The 18,472-nt window shown below is 59.4% G+C and carries 19 protein-coding genes and 1 pseudogene; 11 read left to right on the top strand and 9 right to left on the bottom strand.

Translation table 11 applies throughout. From position 1 onward, the window contains the following. The first annotated feature begins 3 nt into the window (after positions 1 to 3). The 4 genes from PH552_RS07505 to ligD all read left to right on the top strand — a co-directional run bounded on the left by PH552_RS07505 (position 4) and on the right by ligD (position 6,669). Positions 4 to 1,632 carry an MFS transporter gene (locus PH552_RS07505; RefSeq protein ID WP_113250477.1) on the top strand — a complete coding sequence of 543 codons (1,629 nt, stop codon included), beginning with the start codon at positions 4 to 6 and terminating at the stop codon, positions 1,630 to 1,632. 336 nt (positions 1,633 to 1,968) lie between these two features. Further along, positions 1,969 to 3,024, top strand: coding sequence for a hypothetical protein (locus PH552_RS07500; protein ID WP_246698439.1), 1,056 nt, complete (start codon positions 1,969 to 1,971; stop codon positions 3,022 to 3,024). 187 nt (positions 3,025 to 3,211) lie between these two features. Further along, positions 3,212 to 4,099 carry a non-homologous end joining protein Ku gene (gene ku / locus PH552_RS07495; protein ID WP_183761044.1) on the top strand — a complete coding sequence of 296 codons (888 nt, stop codon included), beginning with the start codon at positions 3,212 to 3,214 and terminating at the stop codon, positions 4,097 to 4,099. A gap of 2 nt (positions 4,100 to 4,101) precedes the next feature. After that, positions 4,102 to 6,669 carry a DNA ligase D gene (ligD, locus tag PH552_RS07490; RefSeq protein ID WP_183761047.1) on the top strand — a complete coding sequence of 856 codons (2,568 nt, stop codon included), beginning with the start codon at positions 4,102 to 4,104 and terminating at the stop codon, positions 6,667 to 6,669. 77 nt (positions 6,670 to 6,746) lie between these two features. Here the strand turns inward: ligD and ku (PH552_RS07485) are convergent, their stop codons facing one another. The 4 genes and pseudogenes from ku (PH552_RS07485) to PH552_RS07470 form a co-directional block, all read right to left on the bottom strand. Next, positions 6,747 to 7,553 (bottom strand): non-homologous end joining protein Ku, encoded by an 807-nt coding sequence (gene ku / locus PH552_RS07485; RefSeq protein WP_113250485.1) that lies wholly within the window; start codon positions 7,551 to 7,553, stop codon positions 6,747 to 6,749. Positions 7,554 to 7,739: 186 nt separating this feature from the next. Then, a pseudogene (locus PH552_RS07480) lies at positions 7,740 to 9,348 on the bottom strand (DHA2 family efflux MFS transporter permease subunit). 1 nt (position 9,349) lies between these two features. Then, positions 9,350 to 10,492, bottom strand: coding sequence for an HlyD family secretion protein (locus PH552_RS07475; RefSeq protein WP_183761050.1), 1,143 nt, complete (start codon positions 10,490 to 10,492; stop codon positions 9,350 to 9,352). A gap of 63 nt (positions 10,493 to 10,555) precedes the next feature. After that, positions 10,556 to 11,206 carry a UdgX family uracil-DNA binding protein gene (locus tag PH552_RS07470; RefSeq protein ID WP_112344705.1) on the bottom strand — a complete coding sequence of 217 codons (651 nt, stop codon included), beginning with the start codon at positions 11,204 to 11,206 and terminating at the stop codon, positions 10,556 to 10,558. A 143-nt stretch (positions 11,207 to 11,349) separates the two neighbouring features. Between PH552_RS07470 and PH552_RS07465 the strand changes: the two genes are divergently transcribed. Continuing rightward, positions 11,350 to 11,703, top strand: a complete 354-nt coding sequence (locus tag PH552_RS07465; protein ID WP_183761053.1) for a hypothetical protein — start codon at positions 11,350 to 11,352, stop codon at positions 11,701 to 11,703. 86 nt (positions 11,704 to 11,789) lie between these two features. Further along, entirely contained in the window at positions 11,790 to 12,308 is a 519-nt protein-coding gene (locus PH552_RS07460; RefSeq protein ID WP_183761056.1) for a ferritin-like domain-containing protein, read from the top strand. A gap of 43 nt (positions 12,309 to 12,351) precedes the next feature. On the opposite strand, the gene PH552_RS07455 is transcribed toward PH552_RS07460, so the two are convergent. Next, positions 12,352 to 12,543, bottom strand: a complete 192-nt coding sequence (locus PH552_RS07455) for a ribosome modulation factor (protein ID WP_113250385.1) — start codon at positions 12,541 to 12,543, stop codon at positions 12,352 to 12,354. Beyond that, the gene (locus PH552_RS07450) at positions 12,540 to 12,788 is read right to left on the bottom strand and encodes a DUF982 domain-containing protein (RefSeq protein ID WP_245430485.1); all 249 of its coding nucleotides are present in this window, start codon (positions 12,786 to 12,788) and stop codon (positions 12,540 to 12,542) included. Before PH552_RS07450 ends, PH552_RS07455 begins: the two co-directional genes overlap by 4 nt. A gap of 284 nt (positions 12,789 to 13,072) precedes the next feature. Between PH552_RS07450 and PH552_RS07445 the strand changes: the two genes are divergently transcribed. Next, positions 13,073 to 13,486 carry a response regulator gene (locus tag PH552_RS07445; RefSeq protein ID WP_285165794.1) on the top strand — a complete coding sequence of 138 codons (414 nt, stop codon included), beginning with the start codon at positions 13,073 to 13,075 and terminating at the stop codon, positions 13,484 to 13,486. Positions 13,487 to 13,501: 15 nt separating this feature from the next. On the opposite strand, the gene PH552_RS07440 is transcribed toward PH552_RS07445, so the two are convergent. After that, a complete protein-coding gene (locus PH552_RS07440; protein WP_112344700.1) occupies positions 13,502 to 14,005 on the bottom strand; it encodes a sigma-70 family RNA polymerase sigma factor in 504 nt (167 codons plus the stop codon). Between the two features lie 328 nt (positions 14,006 to 14,333). Beyond that, positions 14,334 to 14,891 carry a NuoB/complex I 20 kDa subunit family protein gene (locus PH552_RS07435; RefSeq protein WP_112344699.1) on the bottom strand — a complete coding sequence of 186 codons (558 nt, stop codon included), beginning with the start codon at positions 14,889 to 14,891 and terminating at the stop codon, positions 14,334 to 14,336. A gap of 170 nt (positions 14,892 to 15,061) precedes the next feature. Here PH552_RS07435 and PH552_RS07430 point away from each other — a divergent pair, with 170 nt between their 5' ends. From PH552_RS07430 to PH552_RS07420, 3 genes are all read left to right on the top strand, one after another. After that, positions 15,062 to 15,379 (top strand): oxidoreductase, encoded by a 318-nt coding sequence (locus PH552_RS07430; protein WP_112344698.1) that lies wholly within the window; start codon positions 15,062 to 15,064, stop codon positions 15,377 to 15,379. 172 nt (positions 15,380 to 15,551) lie between these two features. After that, entirely contained in the window at positions 15,552 to 15,761 is a 210-nt protein-coding gene (locus PH552_RS07425; RefSeq protein WP_112345183.1) for a hypothetical protein, read from the top strand. A 63-nt stretch (positions 15,762 to 15,824) separates the two neighbouring features. Continuing rightward, a complete protein-coding gene (locus tag PH552_RS07420; RefSeq protein ID WP_183761063.1) occupies positions 15,825 to 16,793 on the top strand; it encodes a DUF72 domain-containing protein in 969 nt (322 codons plus the stop codon). 39 nt (positions 16,794 to 16,832) lie between these two features. Here the strand turns inward: PH552_RS07420 and PH552_RS07415 are convergent, their stop codons facing one another. Further along, complete coding sequence (locus PH552_RS07415; RefSeq protein WP_113250381.1) at positions 16,833 to 17,102, bottom strand: hypothetical protein; 270 nt, start codon at positions 17,100 to 17,102, stop codon at positions 16,833 to 16,835. 185 nt (positions 17,103 to 17,287) lie between these two features. Between PH552_RS07415 and PH552_RS07410 the strand changes: the two genes are divergently transcribed. Then, on the top strand, positions 17,288 to 18,460 hold the full coding sequence (locus PH552_RS07410) for an acetate/propionate family kinase (RefSeq protein WP_183761066.1): 1,173 nt from the start codon (positions 17,288 to 17,290) through the stop codon (positions 18,458 to 18,460). The last annotated feature ends 12 nt before the right edge of the window (positions 18,461 to 18,472 follow it).

Here is an 18,472-nt window from a genome sequence, read left to right as displayed (position 1 = left end):
GACATGCCCAACAGAACCTCGCCGCTCGTCGCGTTCCAGTCCAGGACATTCCGTTCGCTCTGGTCGGCAACGCTCATCTCCAATCTCGGTGGGCTGGTCGAAGGCGTCGGTGCTGCCTGGCTCATGACCAGCCTTGCCACCTCTCACGGCATGGTGGCGTTGGTCCAGTCCTCCACCACCCTGCCGGTTATGATCTTTTCGCTTGCGGCTGGCGCGCTGGCCGACAACTACGACCGAAGACGGATCATGCTGATCGCGCAGATGCTCATGCTGTGCGTATCCGCGACGCTTGCGGTACTGTCCTACACCAATGCCTTGACGCCCTGGCTGCTGCTGAGCCTCACCTTCCTGATCGGCTGCGGCGGCGCCCTGCACAATCCGTCCTGGCAGGCCTCCATGGGCGATGTCGTGCCGCGCGACCACCTGCCGGGCGCCGTCGCGCTCAACAGCATGAGCTACAATCTGATGCGCAGCATCGGGCCGGCGATCGGCGGCGTCATCGTGGCGGCGGCAGGTGCTGCTTTCGCATTTCTTTTCAACGTCTTCTGTTACTTCGCCCTCATCTTCGCATTGTGGCGCTGGAAAAAGGCGCCTGACCGCAACACCCTGCCGCGCGAACCCTTCGGCAGTGCCATGTCGGCCGGGTTCCGCTATGTCCTGATGTCGCCGAACCTGCTCAAGGTGATGTGCCGCGGCTTCGTCTTCGGCCTGACGGCGATCGTCATTCTCGCGCTTCTGCCGCTGGTTGCCCGCGACCATGTACACGGCACGGCAATCACCTATGGCATCATGCTCGGCTTCTTCGGCTTCGGCGCGATCTGCGGGGCGCTGCTGATCGGCCACATTCGCGATCTCCTCAGCAATGAATGGGTGATCCGTGGCGCCTTCTTCACGCTGGCGGTCAGCTGCCTCTTTCTTGCGTTGAGCGACCAGGTATGGCTGAGCTGCCTTCTCCTCATGCCGGCAGGCGTCGCCTGGGTGCAGGCCTTCTCGCTGTTCAACGTCACCGTTCAGCTTTCCACGCCGCGCTGGGTCGTCGGCCGTGCACTTTCGCTCTACCAGACCGCCACCTTCGGCGGCATGGCCGTGGGAAGCTGGCTCTGGGGTGCACTGGCCGACGCCCATGGCGTCACCGGCGCGCTCCTCATCGCCAGCGCCGCCTTGGCCATAGGCGGCCTGCTTGGTATCCTGCTACGCCAGCCGGACTTCGAATCCTTGAACCTCGATCCGACCAACACCTTCAGCGAACCGCAGCTGCTGCTCGACCTGCGCTCGCGAAGCGGCCCGATCCTGGTCATGGTGGATTACAGCATCGACCAGGAAGACGTGCCGGAATTTCTGGCCGTCATGGCGCAACGGCGCCGGATGAGAATCCGGGACGGGGCCAAGCAATGGTCGCTGTTGCGCGACCTGGAAAAGCCGACCACTTGGACCGAAAGCTACCATCTGCCAACCTGGATAGACTATGTCCGCCATAGCCAGCGCCAGACGCATGCCGACGTCGAGGTCGCCGAACGCCTCGATGCTCTGCACCGTGGCGATCAGCCGCCGGTCATCCACCATATGATCGAACGGCAGACGGTGCCGAGACATGATGACATGCCCTTGAAGCCCTATCTCGACGCAACCTGACGCGGCTTACGGCCGGGCGCCAGCCCGATCGTTGCCAGCGCAGTCGGTGGGAATATCCAGCGGCCCAGTCAACCTTGCGGGACAAAAAAGTCACACCGTGCGAGCGTTTAGCGACCACGCCGCCTTTAAGTTGCGGATGTTCCACAACCACATATTGAGCTGCCATGCAAATTGTCTATTTTCCCGCGCTGCAATCGTAGGCGCAAAGTCGGACCCCAGGATTTTGCGACGCCGCCGCGTTGCCCCTGCTTTGCGGATGCCTACGCGACCATTCACATTCGGAGTTTCAGGCACACAATGACATTTCCGACGATCAAGCTTCCTCAGAGAGCTCTCATGCTTGCTCAGGGCGTGATTTCGATGCCGAGGGCCGTCTACTTCTCGCTACCGATATTGATCGGCCTGACCGTTTTCATGGCAGTTTCCGAAACGCCCGACATATTGAGAGATTGGACGATCAACCAAAATCCCGTCGTGCTCGATAGCGGCGATATCCGCGATGGAAAATGCTCGACCCGGAAGGGCTTCTTCACCAGTTGTTCCGCTCATCTCAATTATGCCTATAAAGGCCAGAACTACGACAAGGATGTCGAGATCATGTTCGTCGACATGCATGCCGGCGACTATGAAACGGACCTGGTGATCTCCGCGGATCATCCGGAATTGGCGACCCTCAGCCTTGGGCTTGAAAAGCTCTGGAACCGGATCATCACGCTTGCCGTATTCGTTGCCCTGCTCGGCGGCGCCTGTATCGCCATGATCTTCCAGCTCTTGCGCATCTGGCGAGTTCGCGGGCAGTTGCGCAAGCCCGCTCAATTGGTGCCGGTTCCGGTGGAAATCACCACGTTTCAGCGCAAAGGCAAGCGGTTGACGGTGACCTACGCGGATAAGGTTGCCGATAGATGGACCGGAAGAGTGGCCCATACGCGTTTTGAACCGGGAGAGCAGCCTCTGCTCGTCGGCGAAAAGGGCAGCAAAGCCGTGGGCCTGGCCGTCTGGCATGGGAAAGCGGCTCTCCCTGTGCTTCTCGATCAGCGACTGGAGCGAATTGACATGACGGCAGACGAGCGCGCCAGAACGCTCGCGCCACTGACAGCCGAGCTGGGCAGCCATCCGCTGGAACTCGTCGCACGAGCGAAAAAGGGCCCGTCCGTCCTGGCGCGGCTCGCAAGGTTCTTCCTCGTCATACTCCTGATTATCGGCGGCCTTCTTGGCTACTGGCTCTGGTATGTGACCAGCGCCGGCTCGCAATTCACGTCGCCGGCCATGGATCTCAACAACATGATGCCTGCTCCCCTCAACCGCTGGGGTTGCGATCAGCTGAAGAAGCGTTTCGGCGATCAACGGGCACCCTTCGGCTGCGTCGCATCGGACTATACCAGCTGGAAGTGACGTTGGACTGATATCGATGGGGCCTGGTCCGATGACCCGGTCTCCATCGACGGCGCCTTGGGCATTTCTCGATCGTTCCCGGCATGGTTGGCGGTGCACCGCTTCCGCGCGGGAAGGGAACAATGATCGGCGAATGTCGTTTGACTTCCATTGTCGATCTGGAGCCTGGACGACTGGGAGCCCGCCTATGAGCCCGCGCGCGCAATGGAAAGGATATCTGAAATTCGGAGAGGTCAGCTGTGCCGTCGCCCTTTACACGGCGGTCTCGACCTCGGAGCGCATTTCCTTCCATACGCTGAACCGGGAAACCGGCAATCGTGTCAGGCGCGAGTTCATCGACAGCCAGACCGAAAAACCGGTGCCGCGCGACGACCAGGTCAAGGGTTATGAGCTCAACAAGGACGATTACATCGTGCTGGAGCCGGAGGAAGTCGCCGCCGCCGTGCCGGAAAGCGACAAGGTCCTGCACGTAAAGGCTTTCCTGGCGTGCTCGGATATCGACGATGTTTATTTTGACCGGCCCTACTATCTCGCCCCTTCCTCTTCGGCCAGCGAGGAAGCCTTTGCACTGATCCGCGAGGGCATGCACAGGAAGAAAGTGGCCGCCATTGCGCAGGCCGTCCTGTTTCGCCGTTTGCGAACCCTCATGATCCGCCCGCACGGCAAGGGGCTGATCGCCACCACCTTGAACTTTGACTATGAGGTTCGGTCGGCAAAAGAGGCTTTCGAGGATGTGCCCGACATGAAGATCAAGGGCGAGATGCTCGAGCTTGCCAAGCATATCATTGCCACGAAGGAAGGCAGCTTCGACGCTGCGGAATTCGAGGATCGCTACGAAGCGGCACTGACGGAACTCGTCAAAGCCAAGGTCGAAGGCAGGGCGATCCCGAAACGCGAGCCGGCAAAAATCGACAAGGTGACGGACCTCATGGAAGCTTTGCGCCAGAGCGCCGGCGCTGATGGTCGCGGCAAGGCAAGTGCGAAACGCGCCTCGCAAAAGGCCGGTTCTGCATCTCGCAAGGCAGAGAAATCGCAAGCCGCATCCTCGTCCCGCTCGCAACGCAAGGCAGGCTGACGATGGTATTGGAAACCTATAACCGCAAACGTGATTTCACGAAGACGACCGAGCCGAAAGGGCGCGCAAACCAGGAAAAGCGGAGAGCCTCGGGAGACAGCTTCGTCATCCAGAAGCATGATGCCCGCCGGCTCCATTATGATTTCCGCCTCGAACTCGATGGCGTCCTGAAGAGCTGGGCCGTGACCAAGGGGCCAAGTCTCGTGCCGGGTGAGAAGCGCCTCGCCGTGCAGACCGAGGACCATCCGCTGGAATACGGCGATTTCGAGGGCACGATCCCGAAGGGCGAATATGGCGGAGGCACCGTCCTCGTCTGGGACAAGGGCTCCTGGACGCCGCTTGGCGACCCCCACAAGGGCCTGAACAAAGGACATCTCGAATTCGAGCTCCATGGAAAAAAACTTGGCGGCCGCTGGCACCTGATCCGTATGGCGGGAAAGCCGCGCGAAAAGCGGGAAAACTGGCTGCTGATCAAGGGGGAGGACGATGCGGCCCGCCCGGAAGGGGCACCCGACATTCTTGAAGAACGCCCGGAATCGGCCAAAACAGGGCGCGTCATCCATGACGTCGAAGGCGAGAAACCGGGCTGGTCCTCGAAGACCGGCAAGATCGATCGCAGCCGGGCGAATGGTGCCACCAGGGAAAAACCGCATAAAGCCGAACCGGAAGCGGATGCGAAGGCTATCGATCCATCATCCCTGAAGGGGGCCAGGAAGGCGCACCTGCCGACCTTCATTGAGCCGGCCCTGGCAACGCTCGTGGCAAAGCCACCCTCGGGCGCGCGCTGGCTGCACGAAATCAAGTTCGACGGCTATCGGCTAGAAGTCCGCATAGAGGCCGGGCGCATCAAGCTGCTCACCCGCAGCGGGCTCGACTGGACCGGAAAGTTCGGCAAGGAAATCATCGCCGCCTTCAAGGATCTGCCCGTCGGTACGGCGATCATCGATGGCGAACTGGTCGTCGAGCCGACGGCCGGCGCCTCGGACTTTTCAGCACTTCAGGCCGACCTCAGCGAAGGCCGCAGCGATCGTTTCGTCTTCTACGCCTTCGATCTCCTCCATCTCGATGGCTATGATCTTGTCTCCTGTCCTTTGGTCAGCCGAAAGGAACTGCTGCGGACGATCATTTCATCCGAGACAGGCATGCTTCGCTTCAGCAGCCATTTTGATGAGAACGGCGACCTGCTGCTAAGCCACGCCTGCCGGCTGAGCCTGGAAGGGATCGTCTCGAAAATCGCCAACGATCCCTATCGTCCCGGTCGCGGAAAGACCTGGGTCAAATCGAAATGTTCGTCGCGGCAGGAATTCGTCATCGGCGGCTGGGTTCCCTCCACGACATCGCGAAAGGCAATCGGCTCGCTGGTCCTTGGCGTCTATGAGGACGGCAAGCTCGAACATGTCGGTCGCGTCGGCACAGGTTACACGCACATTGTTGCCGAGCAGCTTTTCAAAACGCTTGGTCGCCTGAAAGCGGAGCAAAATCCCTTTGCAACGAAGCTGACGGCCGAAGAAAATCGCGGCGTCCGCTTCGTGCGGCCCGAACTGGTGGCGGAGGTCGAGTTCCGTGCGTGGACGGCCGATGGCCACCTGCGTCACGCCTCCTTCCGTGGCTTGAGAGAGGATAAGAACCCGCTCGAGATCGTTCGGGAAACACCGAAAACCGCCACCGGAGCTTCAGCCGAGAAGCCCGCCCGCAGCAGCGTATCCTTGACGCATGGCGACCGCCTCTACTGGCCGGACGAGGGCGTGACCAAGGCAGGACTTGCGGATTATTACACGCAGGTTTGGCGCTACATGGGCCCCTACGTCGTCGGCCGGCCGCTCGCGCTCGTACGCTGCCCGAACGGCATCAGCGGTCAGCACTTCTTCCAGAAGCATGCCTGGAAGGGCATGAACCGGAATATCGCCCTGGCGAAGGATCCGCAGGACGAAGAGCCCTATGTGAGCATCAACGATCTGAACGGCCTGATCGGCCTCGTGCAGGCGGCCGTTCTCGAAGTGCATCCCTGGGGATCGATGGTCGGCCAGTGGGAAAAGCCTGACATGATCATCATGGATCTCGATCCGGGGCCGGGCGTCGACTGGACCGAGGTCATCGCCGCCGCGGAAGAAACCGGCGAGCGCCTGAAACAGGCAGGTCTCGTTCCGTTTATCAAAACCTCGGGCGGCAAAGGGCTGCATATCGTCTGCCCGTTGGTCGCCAAGGCTGAATGGCCTGCGGTCAAGGCTTTCACAAAGGGTATCGCCGATGCGATGGCGGCCGACAGTCCCGGACGCTATGTGTCGACGATCACCAAATCGAAACGACGCGGCAAGATCCTGATCGATTATCTCAGGAACCAGCGCGGTTCGACCGCCGTCGCGCCCTATTCCACCCGCGCTCGTCCCGGAGCCGCCGTCTCCATGCCGCTCTCCTGGGACGAGTTGAGCCCGGCCATCGGCCCGGACTATTTTACCGTGCTCAACGTGCCGACGCGGCTTGCCGCGCTCCGCTCGGATCCCTGGGCTGACTTCAGGGCAGCCGCGGAACCGTTGCGCCAATCGCAGGCAAAAAGCAAACCTGGCTCATAACCGGAGCGGCTCTCTGTTGTCTCGCAGCTTCGGACGAAAAACCGCTGCGCACTTTTTCTGGAATTGCTCCAAGCGGGCTATCGCTTCTTTGTGCCCTTCTCCTGCGAGAGGCTCTTTCGAAGCGCATCCATGATGCTGATGACATTGCTCGGTGGCTCTTCCTCCTCCACCTTCGCCTTGGCCGGGCGCTTTCGGCCCTTCTTCTTCGAGGCGATGATGTCGAGCAGCTTTTCCTGGACGGGGTCTGAAACCATGGCGGGATCCCACGGCTTCGTTCGCTCTTCTATGAGCTCCTCAACCAGCCGCATCAGCTTGGTATCCACCGATTTCGATGGGATATCGCCGAAATAATCCCGTTCGTCGCGCACCTCGTCGCCAAAGCGCAAAGTCCAAAGCACGATCCCCTTGTCTCGGGGCTCCAGCATGACGGCACGTTCGCGGCGATACATGACCAGCCGGGATATGCCGACCATCCGGCTTGCCGCCATCGCATCGCGGATGACGCAGTAAGCCTCCTCGCCGACGGGATCGTCAGGCGTCAGATAATGCGGAGTATCGAACCAAATCCATTCGATGCCGTCGCGCGGCACGAACATCTCGATATCGATCGTCCGCGTGCTTTCCAGAGCTACGGCGTCGAGCTCCTCATCCTCGAGCAAGACATAGTCATCCTCGCCGCGCTCATATCCCTTGACTTCATCGTCCTCGTCCACTGCCGTTCCGGTGACGGAATCCACATATCGGCTGACGATGCGATTGCCTGTCTTCCTGTTGAGCGTATGGAAGCGAACCTTCTCATTGTCGCTGGTTGCCGGCGCCATAGCGACCGGGCAGGTCACGAGTGACAGCTTGAGGTAGCCTTTCCAGAATGATCGTGGAGCCATGAATTTTTCCTCCGATACCGGAGAGGAACGGCCTTCGCCCTGCATGGTTCCGCTCAGTCATCGCTCTCATCGCGCCTGGAAGGCAACTCGACCGGATGACGAGTTTGCCTGTAATCCAAGACCGCGGATCGCTTCAAATCGCGAGCGATGGATTTGGCGGGAATTGCAACTCATGGATCATCGCTCTCAATGCATGCTACCGCCGCCCTCCTTCAGATCCACATTGCTGAGGATCAATGCCAGTGGAATGGCACAAAGCACGATCAGCATCAGCACGTGGAACACGTCGATATAGGCGAGAAAGCTCGCCTGCGTCTGTACCTGCTGCCCGATCCAGGCGGTCGCCTGTATCCGCGCATCCGCCATCGTCGCGCCCTTTCTCGGCAAAATAGCGCGACATGGTCTGCAGCGTCTCCTGATAGGCCGGTGAGGATGGCGTGACATGCTCCACAAGGCGGCTCTGATGCCATTGCTCGCGATGAGCAAGCACATTCGACGCGATGCACACGCCGATCGAACCGCCGATATTGCGGGCCGCATTGATCATCGCGGATGCCTGGTTGGTCTGCTCCGGCCTGAGGCCGTAATAGGAGGCTGAGGTGATCGGGATGAAGATCAGCGGCAGGCCAAGTCCGATATAGAGACGCGACCAGACGAAGAAACCGAAGTTCAGGCCGGGATAGAGCCGGGTCAATTGCCACATGGACACGGCAATGATCCCAGCGCCGATGGCAATCAGGTATTTCGGCTGAACCAGTGAATTCACCCGGCCGGCGACGAACATCATGACCATGGTCACAAGCCCGCCCGGCGATAGGGCGAGCCCAGCCCAGGTGGCCGTGTAGCCGTAATTCTGCTGCACGACTTCGGGAATGAACTGCGTCGTTGCGATCAGTATGGCGCCGGTTGCCATCATGACAATGAAGCAGGATCCGAATTGCCGGGTGCCAAGCAGCCAGCCATCGATGATCGGGTTGGCCTTGGTCAGAACCCATGGGATTGCGAGGAGAAATGCGAGAACGCATATGGCAACCATCACAATGATGAAGCCGGAGCCGAACCAGTCATCTGTCTGGCCCCGATCCAGCACAAGTTCCAGTGAGCCGAGGAAGGTCGCCACCAGCAGAAAGCCGACAAGATCGAAGCGGACGCCTTTACGGCGAAACTCTTCGCGCATGCGCTTTGTCTGAGGCGTCTCTTTCAACAGGACATAGACGAGGGCAAAGGCGAAGACGCCGACAGGGCCGTTGATGAGAAAACACCAGTGCCAGGAAAGATTGTCGGAGAGATAGCCGCCCAATGTCGGCCCGATGACCGGCGCCACGACCACGGCGACGCCGAAAAGAGCGAAGGCCTGTCCGCGCTTTGCCGGCGGAAAGGCGTCCGCAAGGATCGCCTGCGAGGTCGGCACCATGCCGCCGCCGGCAAAGCCCTGGATCACGCGGAACATCAGCAATGTTTCCAGATTCCAGGAGAGGCCGCACAGGACGGAAGCGATCGTGAAGGTCGCCAGGCACAGGAGATAGAACCTGCGACGGCCGACCCGCTCGGCAAAATAGCTGCTGGCAACAAGCACGATCGCATTCGAGACGAGATAGGTCGTGACGACCCAGGATGCCTCGTCGGAACTGACGGCCAGACCGCCGGAAATATAGCGTAGCGCCACATTGGCGATCGTCGTGTCGAGCACCTCCATGAAGGTCGCGAGCGACACCACGATGGCAATCAGCCACGGATTCGTCGTATGCGCGGACGACGCCCCTGCCCCGCCTGCCGTTGCGCTTGCGCCGCTCATCTCAGCTCCTCGGGCGCACCGTCACCGACGGCACCACGGACATGCCGGGGCCGATGGCGACATCTGCGGGCCATTTGTCGACCATGATCTTGACCGGCACGCGCTGCGTGACCTTGACGTAGTTGCCGGTCGCATTTTCGGCCGGCAGCAGCGAGAAGGCCGTTCCGGAACCTGGCTGGACGGATGCGACCTTGCCGTGAAGCTTATGATCCGGATAAGCGTCGATCGTGAGCTCCACGGGCTGGCCCGGCCGCATGTCCGTCAGCTGCGTCTCCTTGAAGTTTGCCGTAATCCAGATTTCGTCGGGAACGAAGGTCGAGATCGCCTGCCCTGCGTCGATATATTGGCCCTTGGCGCCGGTGAGGCGCACAACGCGGCCCGGCTGGGCTGCGGTGATCGTCGTATAGCTCAGGTTCTGCTGCGCCTCTTCCGCCTGCGCTTCGGCCTGTTTCAGGCTGGCGAGCGCGCTGGATTTCTGTGCTTCCGCGACAGTCTTGTTCTTCAATGCGGAGGTCACGTTCGCCTGCATCTGCGCGAGGCTTGCCTGATCCTGCTGCAAGGTCGAGGCCGCCTGCTGGACGGCCTGTACGCTGCCGGAGCCGCTCTTGACCAACTGTTGCTGACGAGCGGATTCCTGCTGCGCATATTGGAGGGCGGCGGCGGCGGAATTCTGCTGCGCTCTGGCGACGTCGACCGAAGCATTGGCCGCTTCGATCTGCGCGCCGGCGCTATCAACGGCCGCCTTGGCGACCTCCACCTGGCCATTCGCCTGATCGAGCGCAATCTGATAGTCGCGCGGCTCGATCCGCAAGATGACATCGCCGGCGGCGACGTGCTGGTTGTCTGTCACCGGAACTTCCGCGACATAACCGGAAACTTTGGCAGCCACGGAAAAACTGCGCGCGGCGACGAAAGCGTCATCCGTCGACTCGTAAGGATAGAAATAGATCTTCCAGCCGAACCATGCGCCAACGATCAGAGCCGCCAGCACTACAATGCCGGAGAGAATCCAGAAGGGATGGCGACGGACGAGTGAAGGCCGCTTTTCCACCGAGGAATCGGCCCGCCGGTCTGCATTTTCAACCGGCCGCTGTTTCCGCCGATCCGGCTTTGTTTCCATGATATCGGGTTGATTGTCAGCCATGACTTGACCTTTGCTTGTTGTCGTGCGGGGTTTCAGCTCCCGGTCAATCGGTTGAAATGATGGTCAATGCGGCAGAAAGCGTCGGATCTTTTTCAGATCCCGAACGAAGGCGAGCCGGCTCTTTTCCTTTTCATCCTGCTCCCTGATCCGCAAAAGTGCCGAAGGATGAATGGTCACGAGAACATCGGGCTTTCCCGCGGAATGCAGGATATGGCCACGGTCGCGCATGACCTTGACCTTCGAACCGAGCAGCGAGGATACCGCTGTCGCGCCGAGTGCGACGACCAGTTTGGGCTTCAGGAGTTCGAGCTCAGCCCCGAGCCACCAGGCGCAACGCTGCACCTCTCCGGCATTGGGCCTTGCATGCAGGCGCTTCTTCCCGCGCATCTGATATTTGAAATGTTTGACGGCATTGGTGACGTAGCAGCGGTCCCGCTCCACGCCGGCCTCTTCGAGGCACTGATCGAGAAGCCGGCCCGCAGGTCCGACGAAAGGCCGCGCGGCCAAATCCTCCTTGTCGCCGGGCTGTTCGCCCACAAGCACGATATCGGCCGTATCTGGCCCTTCACCGAAGACGAGGTGGGTGGCATTGCGGTAGAGATCGCATCGCGTGCACGAGCGAGCATCGTCGCGCAGTTCATCGAGGGTTTCTGCGTCCGCATGTTCATATGCCAGCGAAGGACCTGTACCGGTCAGAGGAAATCTATCGAGCATTGGGGGCTCGCTATGGTTCCAGACTCTACGACGATCAACTAATCGCCGTTCTCTTTGTTCCATGCTCGGATGCTGCCGAGAGGGGAACCCACCTCATTGCTGTTCGTTAGAATGATGAACGGTTGGAACGGAGGGAAGGCGTCATGAACGGCAACGGCAAAATAGGTTCCTTTGCGCTGAGCGCGTTCTTCAAGGACGAATATGATGCGGAGGCGGCAGCGCAGGCTCTCATGGACGCCGGCATACCCAAGGATGCAATCACCATGACGCCGGGCAATCGGCCGGATACGTCGCCGATCGATCATATGGGCTTTCTCGATGCGCTGACGGGAATCTTCTTTCACGAGGAACAGCGTGCGGCCTACGCGGCCGCTCTCGAACAGGGAGGAACGCTGGTCACCGTTCAGGAAATGAACGAGGCACAGCACAATATCGCCCTGCCGATCCTGGCCGAAAAGGGTCAGATCGATCTCAACGAACGAGACGGCGATAGCTGATCCATTCGCCTTGTCATGCCGGAACAACCGGTATCCGCTGCGGTTCGGAACCAGCGATGGAGCGTGGCCTACCAAAGGAGGAAACCATGGCGGAAACGGAAATCCACGACATGTTTGTCATCGGTCTTCGAAATGCCCATGCGATGGAAAACGAAGCCCTGAGCATGATGAGGCCACAACTGCCGCGCATGGACCGCTATCCCGAAGTGGCAGCAAAGCTCGAACAGCATATCAGCGAGACCCAGGATCAGATCATCCGCCTTGAGCATATTCTTGAGGAACTGGATGAAAATTACCTGAGCGTCAACGACATGGTCCTTTCATTCACCGGCGCGACAGCCGTCATGAGCCATGCAGGCATGGGCGACGCGGTGTTGAAAGACGCCTTCGCCGACTTCGCATTCGAAAACTATGAAATTGCGGCATATAAATCGCTGCTGACGATCGCGGATGCCGGAAATTTCCGCGAAGCGAAGGATGCATTGCAGGCAAGCCTTGCCGAAGAACAATCGATGGCCAGATGGCTGGACGACAATCTGCCCTTGGTCACGCAGAAATTCCTGCTGATGTGGGAAGGCGATGGGCCTCTTGGGACGCAGAGGTAATCTCAGCTGATTTTACCTGGAGGAATCTACAATGCCTTGCCTATCAGCTCGACGGGCGGCCTGGCAGGTGCTCATCGCTTAGGATCTTCTGCGCATCCATAAACCCGTGCGCCCACTTGTCTCGGCGGTGGTCACCTTCCGGAAATGGGTTGTTGTCGCCGCTTGCACCCTTTTGGAAGGCCTTCCTGCCGAGTTCATAAGCTTCCGTTTCGGAAATCGTGTCGTCGTTGCTCATGGCCGATATCCGCCTGTTGCCATCAACCGCGCATCAAGGCAGGCCATCACGAAGGCTGGTCTCGATGCCTCGACTGGAATCCGATGCGAAACGGCTGCGACGCAGCGCTCCCTTGCATGGGCGTAGGAGGAGCCTCTTTCATACGGCCATCGTCGTGCGAGGAAATGGATGGCGTCTTCCGGCCCCTGAACGGTCTGGCAACCCTGATCCCCGGCAGCAAGGCGAACCGGAGCGTTCCAAAGCATTTTAAATTCGACATCAATGACTTCGTGCATTCGATCCTCCCATGTCGCGGAGGTCCCTCTCCTCAATGAAAAACCGCAGACGCGGCCGTTTGTTCCTGAACCCGCTGCGCTCCGCCATGCTTTCACAAGATTCTTTCGCTGTGGATTTGGAAACTTTTATCGGCCTAGAATGTTCTGGACGCCAGGTTCCCATGAGGTGAACGCCAGCCTTTGTCCCGCCTTGCGGTTCACTTTCAGTTCACGCGAAACCATCTATAAGCGATTAACTCACTCTGGATTGATGGATGGACAACTCGACGGCCCCCTATAGCCAGATGTTCCGGGGCAAACGGCTTCTGATCGTGGAGGACGGTTATTTCCTCGCCGACGAGGCACGGCAAAAATTGCAAGAGCTCGGCGCGATCATAGTCGGACCGGTCGATGACATCGAGCATGCCGCCGAACTGATTGAGGAGAGCGATGCGGATGCGGTAATCCTGGATTTGCATCTGGCTCCGGAGCGCGCCATTTATCTGGTTGAACGGCTTGAAAGGCAGAGGCTTCCCTATGTCTTCGCCCTGGCTCGGGAACCGCCCGGCGCAACGGCGGATTTTGCCGGCTTTGTGCTGTGCGAGAAATCGGCTGCCATGGAGCACATTGCCAAGGCTCTGTTCAACAACCGAAAATCGGATATCGAGCACTGTTTCCTGCTCGTGTGACGGAGATCCAATCCGTCAGCGCCTATCCTCGTCGAGGCGAGCGGCCAATTGCTGCCTTGCCCGATTGATCCTGCTTTTCACCGTGCCGATCGCGCAGCCGAATTTTTCTGCCGCGGCATCATAGGAACGGCCTTCTATGACGACATATTCAAGCACCGCCCGATAAGGCTCGGGCAGGTGATTGCAAGCTTCCTCCAGCTCCCTTGCCCGGATTGTCCATTCCTGCGACGGCAAGGCGATGCCATCACCGGAAACACATTTCTTGCTGCCCGGAGCCTCCCGCTTGGCAATGCGGAACTTCGTGCAAAACGTATTGCGCATGATCGTGAACAGCCACGATTTCAGTCGGGTGCCGCGATCGAATTGATTGAGATTGGCCAATGCCTTCGCCAGGGTCTCCTGAACAAGATCGTCGGCATCGTTGGTATTTCTGTGAAAGGTCCGCGCAAAGGCGCGAAGGGCTGGAATAAGTTCGACAATTTCGGTTTGCAGACCGGTTGTTCGGGACAGGTCGGTCACAACTTCCTCCTTGGCAGGTTCTAATAAGAGCGCTCCTCGCCCGCCTCGCATGCAGCACCCGATCTCGTTCAACGCCGGCCATGCGCGATGAGATCGGCATCCACGCGGGTGCCGGCCCAATCGCCATTGGTCTTGATTTGAGTAGTCTCCGCTTTCGCTATACCGCGATGCCTGTTCGGGATGCTTTGGATTGACTTTCGGACTTCAGACGCCGTTTACGTCTTGCGGGGAAACGGTTGTATTCCGAGCTTGTTCCATCCAATTCCAAAAAATCGCCTGCTGTCGCTGCAAAAGAAATCGGAAAAGCAGCGGGCCGATGCAGAAGGGATTACCGCTCGATTGTCCCGTTTCGGCGAATCTTGCGTTGAAGAAGCATGATGCCATAGAGCAAGGCTTCCGCGGTCGGTGGACAGCCCGGCACGTAGATATCGATGGGAACGACCCGGTCGCATCCGCGCACGACCGAGTAGGAATAGTGATAATAGCCGCCGCCATTGGCGCAAGAACCCATCGAGATGACATAGCGCGGCTCTGGCATCTGGTCGTAGACCTTGCGAAGCGCCGGCGCCATCTTGTTGCAAAGCGTACCCGCGACAATCATTAGATCCGACTGCCTCGGGCTAGCCCTTGGCGCCGCGCCAAAGCGTTCGACATCATAGCGCGGCATCGACATCTGCATCATTTCGATCGCGCAGCAGGCGAGCCCGAACGTCATCCACATCAGCGATCCCGTGCGCGCCCAGGTGACGAACTCGTCCGTGCTGGTGACCAGAAAGCCCTTGTCGGCAAGCTCGCTGTTGATCGTCCCCAGAAATGGATCGCCGCCTGGAGCCTCGCCGGGGTACTGAAAGTCGCTGATCACAGGCCGATTCTTGAAGGAAGACATGGGTCCGTTCTCTCTGGAAAAGACGCCTACAACTTTCGCAAGCTCGATTTGTTCCGCGAAGGAAGCGTCTTCAAAAGCATGATCCTGCCAAGAGCAAAAATGCAGAAAACTGGAAACAACCACTCTGCTGTTGAGTTTGAAGGCGGCAAACAGAAGAGAGGAATGATCCTATGTTGATGAAAATGATCGCAGTCGGCGCCTTGTCGATCGGCATGGCCACAGCTGTCATGGCGCAGCAGTCCGGCTCTGGCGGCACTGGCGCCGGTGGATCCGGCAGCGGCAACGGCGCCGCGACAGGCACGCAAAATAATGGCACTTCCGACGGAAACGGAGGCACCACCGGCACCGGTGCGACCGGTACTCCCAATTCCAACGGTCAGTCGCAGGACTGCAATGCCATGAAAACCGGCAAGAACACGACACAAGGCAACGACACGCAAAATAGTCAATCGAACGACAGCGCGACGAGCAGGAATTGTCCTCAATGACGAAAACTCGGGAAAATGCGGGACCGTTTCGTGTTTCGCGGGCCACCCGGCGTCGCCATAGGCTTTCCATATATCGACTGCATCGGATGCGATGTGGATGGCTGGCGATACATGCCGCAATCGAGGAGCAGATGCCATGAGAAACCCAGCATCTATGAAAAACCCAGACTCCATGAGAAACGGTGCTCAGGAACTTGCGAAGGAATATCTGCGGCTCGGCGGACGCAGGCTTCTGGTCATGGATGATAATATTCTATCGACCAACAGCTGGGAAGCGGACCCTCCCGAAGCCGAGACATTCTGGAAACGGGAGATCGAGACACTCGAACCGCGGCAACGCAGCGAGGTCATGTCGTTTCTCCCTTCCATCAATGCCACCTAGTGGGGGCACCGGCTTTGCCGAAGTCATCCCGAAGCAAGCGGCTCCAGACATGGCCATGAATTGATGACAAAGACAGGTACGATCCGTATCGGTATTTCAGGCTGGACCTACGCCCCCTGGCGCGGCGTTTTCTATCCGGAAGGCACGACACAGAAGCGCGAGCTGGCCTATGCCTCCCGGCAGTTTCCTTCCATCGAGATCAATGGCACATTCTACGGATTGCAACGTCCCGAGGCTTTTGCGAAATGGCGGGACGATACGCCCGATGGCTTCGTCTTTGCCATCAAGGGCTCCCGCTACATAACCCATATGCGCAGGCTGCGCGATGTCGAGACGCCGCTCGCCAATTTCATGGCCTCAGGTTTGCTGCGCCTTGGACCGAAGCTTGGCCCTATCCTCTGGCAGTTTCCGCCGCGGCTACAATTCGACGCCGAACTCTTTTCCACCTTCATGTCAATGCTGCCAAAGGACACCCATGCCGCGGTCAAACTTGCGAGGCGACGCGATGCATGGATGGAAGGGCGCGACTGGCTGGAGACCGACGAAAACAGGCCACTGCGCCATGCATTCGAGATCCGCAACGATAGCTTCGCGCAAGCCGATTTCATCCGGCTGCTGAGGGAACACAAGATGGGACTGGTTTGCGCCGACACGGTCGAATGGCCGTTGCTGATGGATATCACGGCCGATTTTGTCTATTGCCGTCTCCATGGCTCGGAAGAGCTCTATGTCAGCGGCTACGACGACAAGGCTCTCGATAAGTGGGCAAGACGAATCAGCGCCTGGGCGCACGGTCGCGAGCCCGCCGACGCCAATCGCGTGTTGAAGCCGCTGACATCGTCCGCGAGGGGTCGCGACGTCTATGTCTATTTCGATAATGACGTGAAAGTCAGGGCACCGGTCGATGCCCGACGACTGGCCGAGCGGCTCGGGCTTGCCTCACCAGTCGAAGCCATGCCGCCCCTTGAGAGGAAGCGGCCGCGCAAGACGGCGGTTACAGAAGAGGCCCGCCAGCATTGGCCGGGCCGATGACGCTCTCTTCACAGGAAAAAGGCGCCGGCTCGGTTCAGATCACTCCAGCCGGCCCCATGCCGGGTCCCACTGCACACCCTCGGACAGCTCCACATAGATCGGCCTGAGCGTCTCGCCGATCATCTTGTTGCGTGCCGCTATGAAAGCGTCATTAGGCTCCATTTCCTCACCAGGGAAAACGACATCATCTTCACCAGGCGGTGTTTCCTTGCGCAGGAAACCCCTGATCTGATCGCCGGAATGATAGAATTTGACGATAATGGAGCCCGGCGGAACCTCGTTCTTGCGATATCGGCGGTAGGTTTCCATCTTGCACCTCCTCATATCGGCGGGCATTCGCCGAATGATTATCGAATTGACCATGATCCGAACCGCCCTGCCTCGGCTTGGTTCCTCAAGCATTTGCCCGATCGGCTCTGCGACCACATGCCCGGTTGTTTCCGGGCCCGAATGCCCTAACTAGCGGTAGTCGACATCCTTCATCCGAGGCTGACATGACCGACGATGTCTTGCTGACATTCAATGCCGGGTCCTCGACCTTGAAAATCGGGGTCTTCGAGCTTGCGGGCACGCAGGCGCGCAATGTCGGCCGCGGAAAGATCGACTTCGATCAAGCTCCGCTGATGCTTCGCTACTCCATCGGAGACGATAAATACGAGAGGTCGGTCAAGGGCGACAACGATGCAAATTTCGTCTCCGTCGTCGCCGAAACCCTGGACCATATGCTCGCACATCTTCCGGGCAGGCTGCGCGCGGTCGCCCATCGCGTTGTCCATGGCGGCCTGATGTTTCGAGAGGCGACGCTGCTCGACGATGCCGCGATCGACCGGATCGAGAAGCTCGTTCCCCTTGCCCCCCTCCATCAACCGCAGGCGCTCCGCGTCATCCGGTCTATCGAAAAGCTTCGACCCGAGGTTCGGCAAGCCGCTTCGTTCGATACGGCCTTCCATTCGTCGCAATCAGGCCTTGTCAGCAGGTTGGCAATCCCGCGCGGCATGCATGATGACGGCGTGCGCCGCTACGGCTTTCACGGCCTTTCCTACAAATGCATCGCCTCGCAGCTTAGCAAGATCGAGCCGGCAAGCGCCGGGGGCAAGGTCATCGCATGCCATCTCGGCAGCGGCGCCAGCCTGTGCGCAATGGAAAATGGCATCAGCCGCGACACCAGCATGGGGTTTTCGGCCCTGGACGGGATCCCGATGGCGACACGTCCCGGTTGGCTCGACCCGGGCGCCCTACTCTATCTGATGAGGAGCGGGATGCGGGAGCCGGAACGGATCGAAGACTTTCTCTACCATGAATGCGGCCTGCTCGGCGTTTCCGGCATCAGCGGCGACACCCGCGTCCTGCTCGAAGACAAGCGGCCGGAGGCGGCTGAAGCCATAGATCTCTTCTGCCTGCGCATATCGGGCGAAGTCGGCCGGATGTGCGCGACGATCGGAGGCCTCGACGCTCTGGTCTTCACCGCCGGCATCGGCGAAAACCAGCCGCAGATCAGAGCCCGCGTCGTACGGAGGTTGCAATGGTTGGGTATCGAGATCGATGACGATGCAAACCGGCGCAATTTGACCTCGATCAGTGCAGGTTCCAGCCAAGTGAAGCTATTCGTGATCCCGACCGATGAGGAACAGGTGATCGCCGACGAGGCCGTGGCCCTTATCACATGACGAAAACGAGGA

Source organism: Rhizobium aureum (assembly GCF_030182495.1).
GTDB lineage: Bacteria > Pseudomonadota > Alphaproteobacteria > Rhizobiales > Rhizobiaceae > Rhizobium > Rhizobium tropici_C.
This window is presented reverse-complemented; position numbering and strand designations above follow the sequence as displayed.

Bases quoted from the DNA above. Each gene is read 5' to 3' on its own strand.
- PH552_RS07410 (WP_183761066.1), top strand. From the start codon at position 17,288: ATGACCGACGATGTCTTGCTGACATTCAATGCCGGGTCCTCGACCTTG.
- PH552_RS07435 (WP_112344699.1), bottom strand. From the start codon at position 14,891: ATGTCTTCCTTCAAGAATCGGCCTGTGATCAGCGACTTTCAGTACCCC.
- PH552_RS07475 (WP_183761050.1), bottom strand. From the start codon at position 10,492: ATGGCTGACAATCAACCCGATATCATGGAAACAAAGCCGGATCGGCGG.
- PH552_RS07465 (WP_183761053.1), top strand. From the start codon at position 11,350: ATGAACGGCAACGGCAAAATAGGTTCCTTTGCGCTGAGCGCGTTCTTC.
- PH552_RS07455 (WP_113250385.1), bottom strand. From the start codon at position 12,543: ATGAGCAACGACGACACGATTTCCGAAACGGAAGCTTATGAACTCGGC.
- PH552_RS07450 (WP_245430485.1), bottom strand. From the start codon at position 12,788: ATGCTTTGGAACGCTCCGGTTCGCCTTGCTGCCGGGGATCAGGGTTGC.
- ku (WP_113250485.1), bottom strand. From the start codon at position 7,553: ATGGCTCCACGATCATTCTGGAAAGGCTACCTCAAGCTGTCACTCGTG.
- ku (WP_183761044.1), top strand. From the start codon at position 3,212: ATGAGCCCGCGCGCGCAATGGAAAGGATATCTGAAATTCGGAGAGGTC.
- PH552_RS07430 (WP_112344698.1), top strand. From the start codon at position 15,062: ATGTTGATGAAAATGATCGCAGTCGGCGCCTTGTCGATCGGCATGGCC.
- PH552_RS07505 (WP_113250477.1), top strand. From the start codon at position 4: ATGCCCAACAGAACCTCGCCGCTCGTCGCGTTCCAGTCCAGGACATTC.
- PH552_RS07500 (WP_246698439.1), top strand. From the start codon at position 1,969: ATGCTTGCTCAGGGCGTGATTTCGATGCCGAGGGCCGTCTACTTCTCG.
- PH552_RS07445 (WP_285165794.1), top strand. From the start codon at position 13,073: ATGGACAACTCGACGGCCCCCTATAGCCAGATGTTCCGGGGCAAACGG.
- PH552_RS07460 (WP_183761056.1), top strand. From the start codon at position 11,790: ATGGCGGAAACGGAAATCCACGACATGTTTGTCATCGGTCTTCGAAAT.
- PH552_RS07425 (WP_112345183.1), top strand. From the start codon at position 15,552: ATGAGAAACGGTGCTCAGGAACTTGCGAAGGAATATCTGCGGCTCGGC.
- PH552_RS07415 (WP_113250381.1), bottom strand. From the start codon at position 17,102: ATGGAAACCTACCGCCGATATCGCAAGAACGAGGTTCCGCCGGGCTCC.
- PH552_RS07470 (WP_112344705.1), bottom strand. From the start codon at position 11,206: ATGCTCGATAGATTTCCTCTGACCGGTACAGGTCCTTCGCTGGCATAT.
- ligD (WP_183761047.1), top strand. From the start codon at position 4,102: ATGGTATTGGAAACCTATAACCGCAAACGTGATTTCACGAAGACGACC.
- PH552_RS07420 (WP_183761063.1), top strand. From the start codon at position 15,825: ATGACAAAGACAGGTACGATCCGTATCGGTATTTCAGGCTGGACCTAC.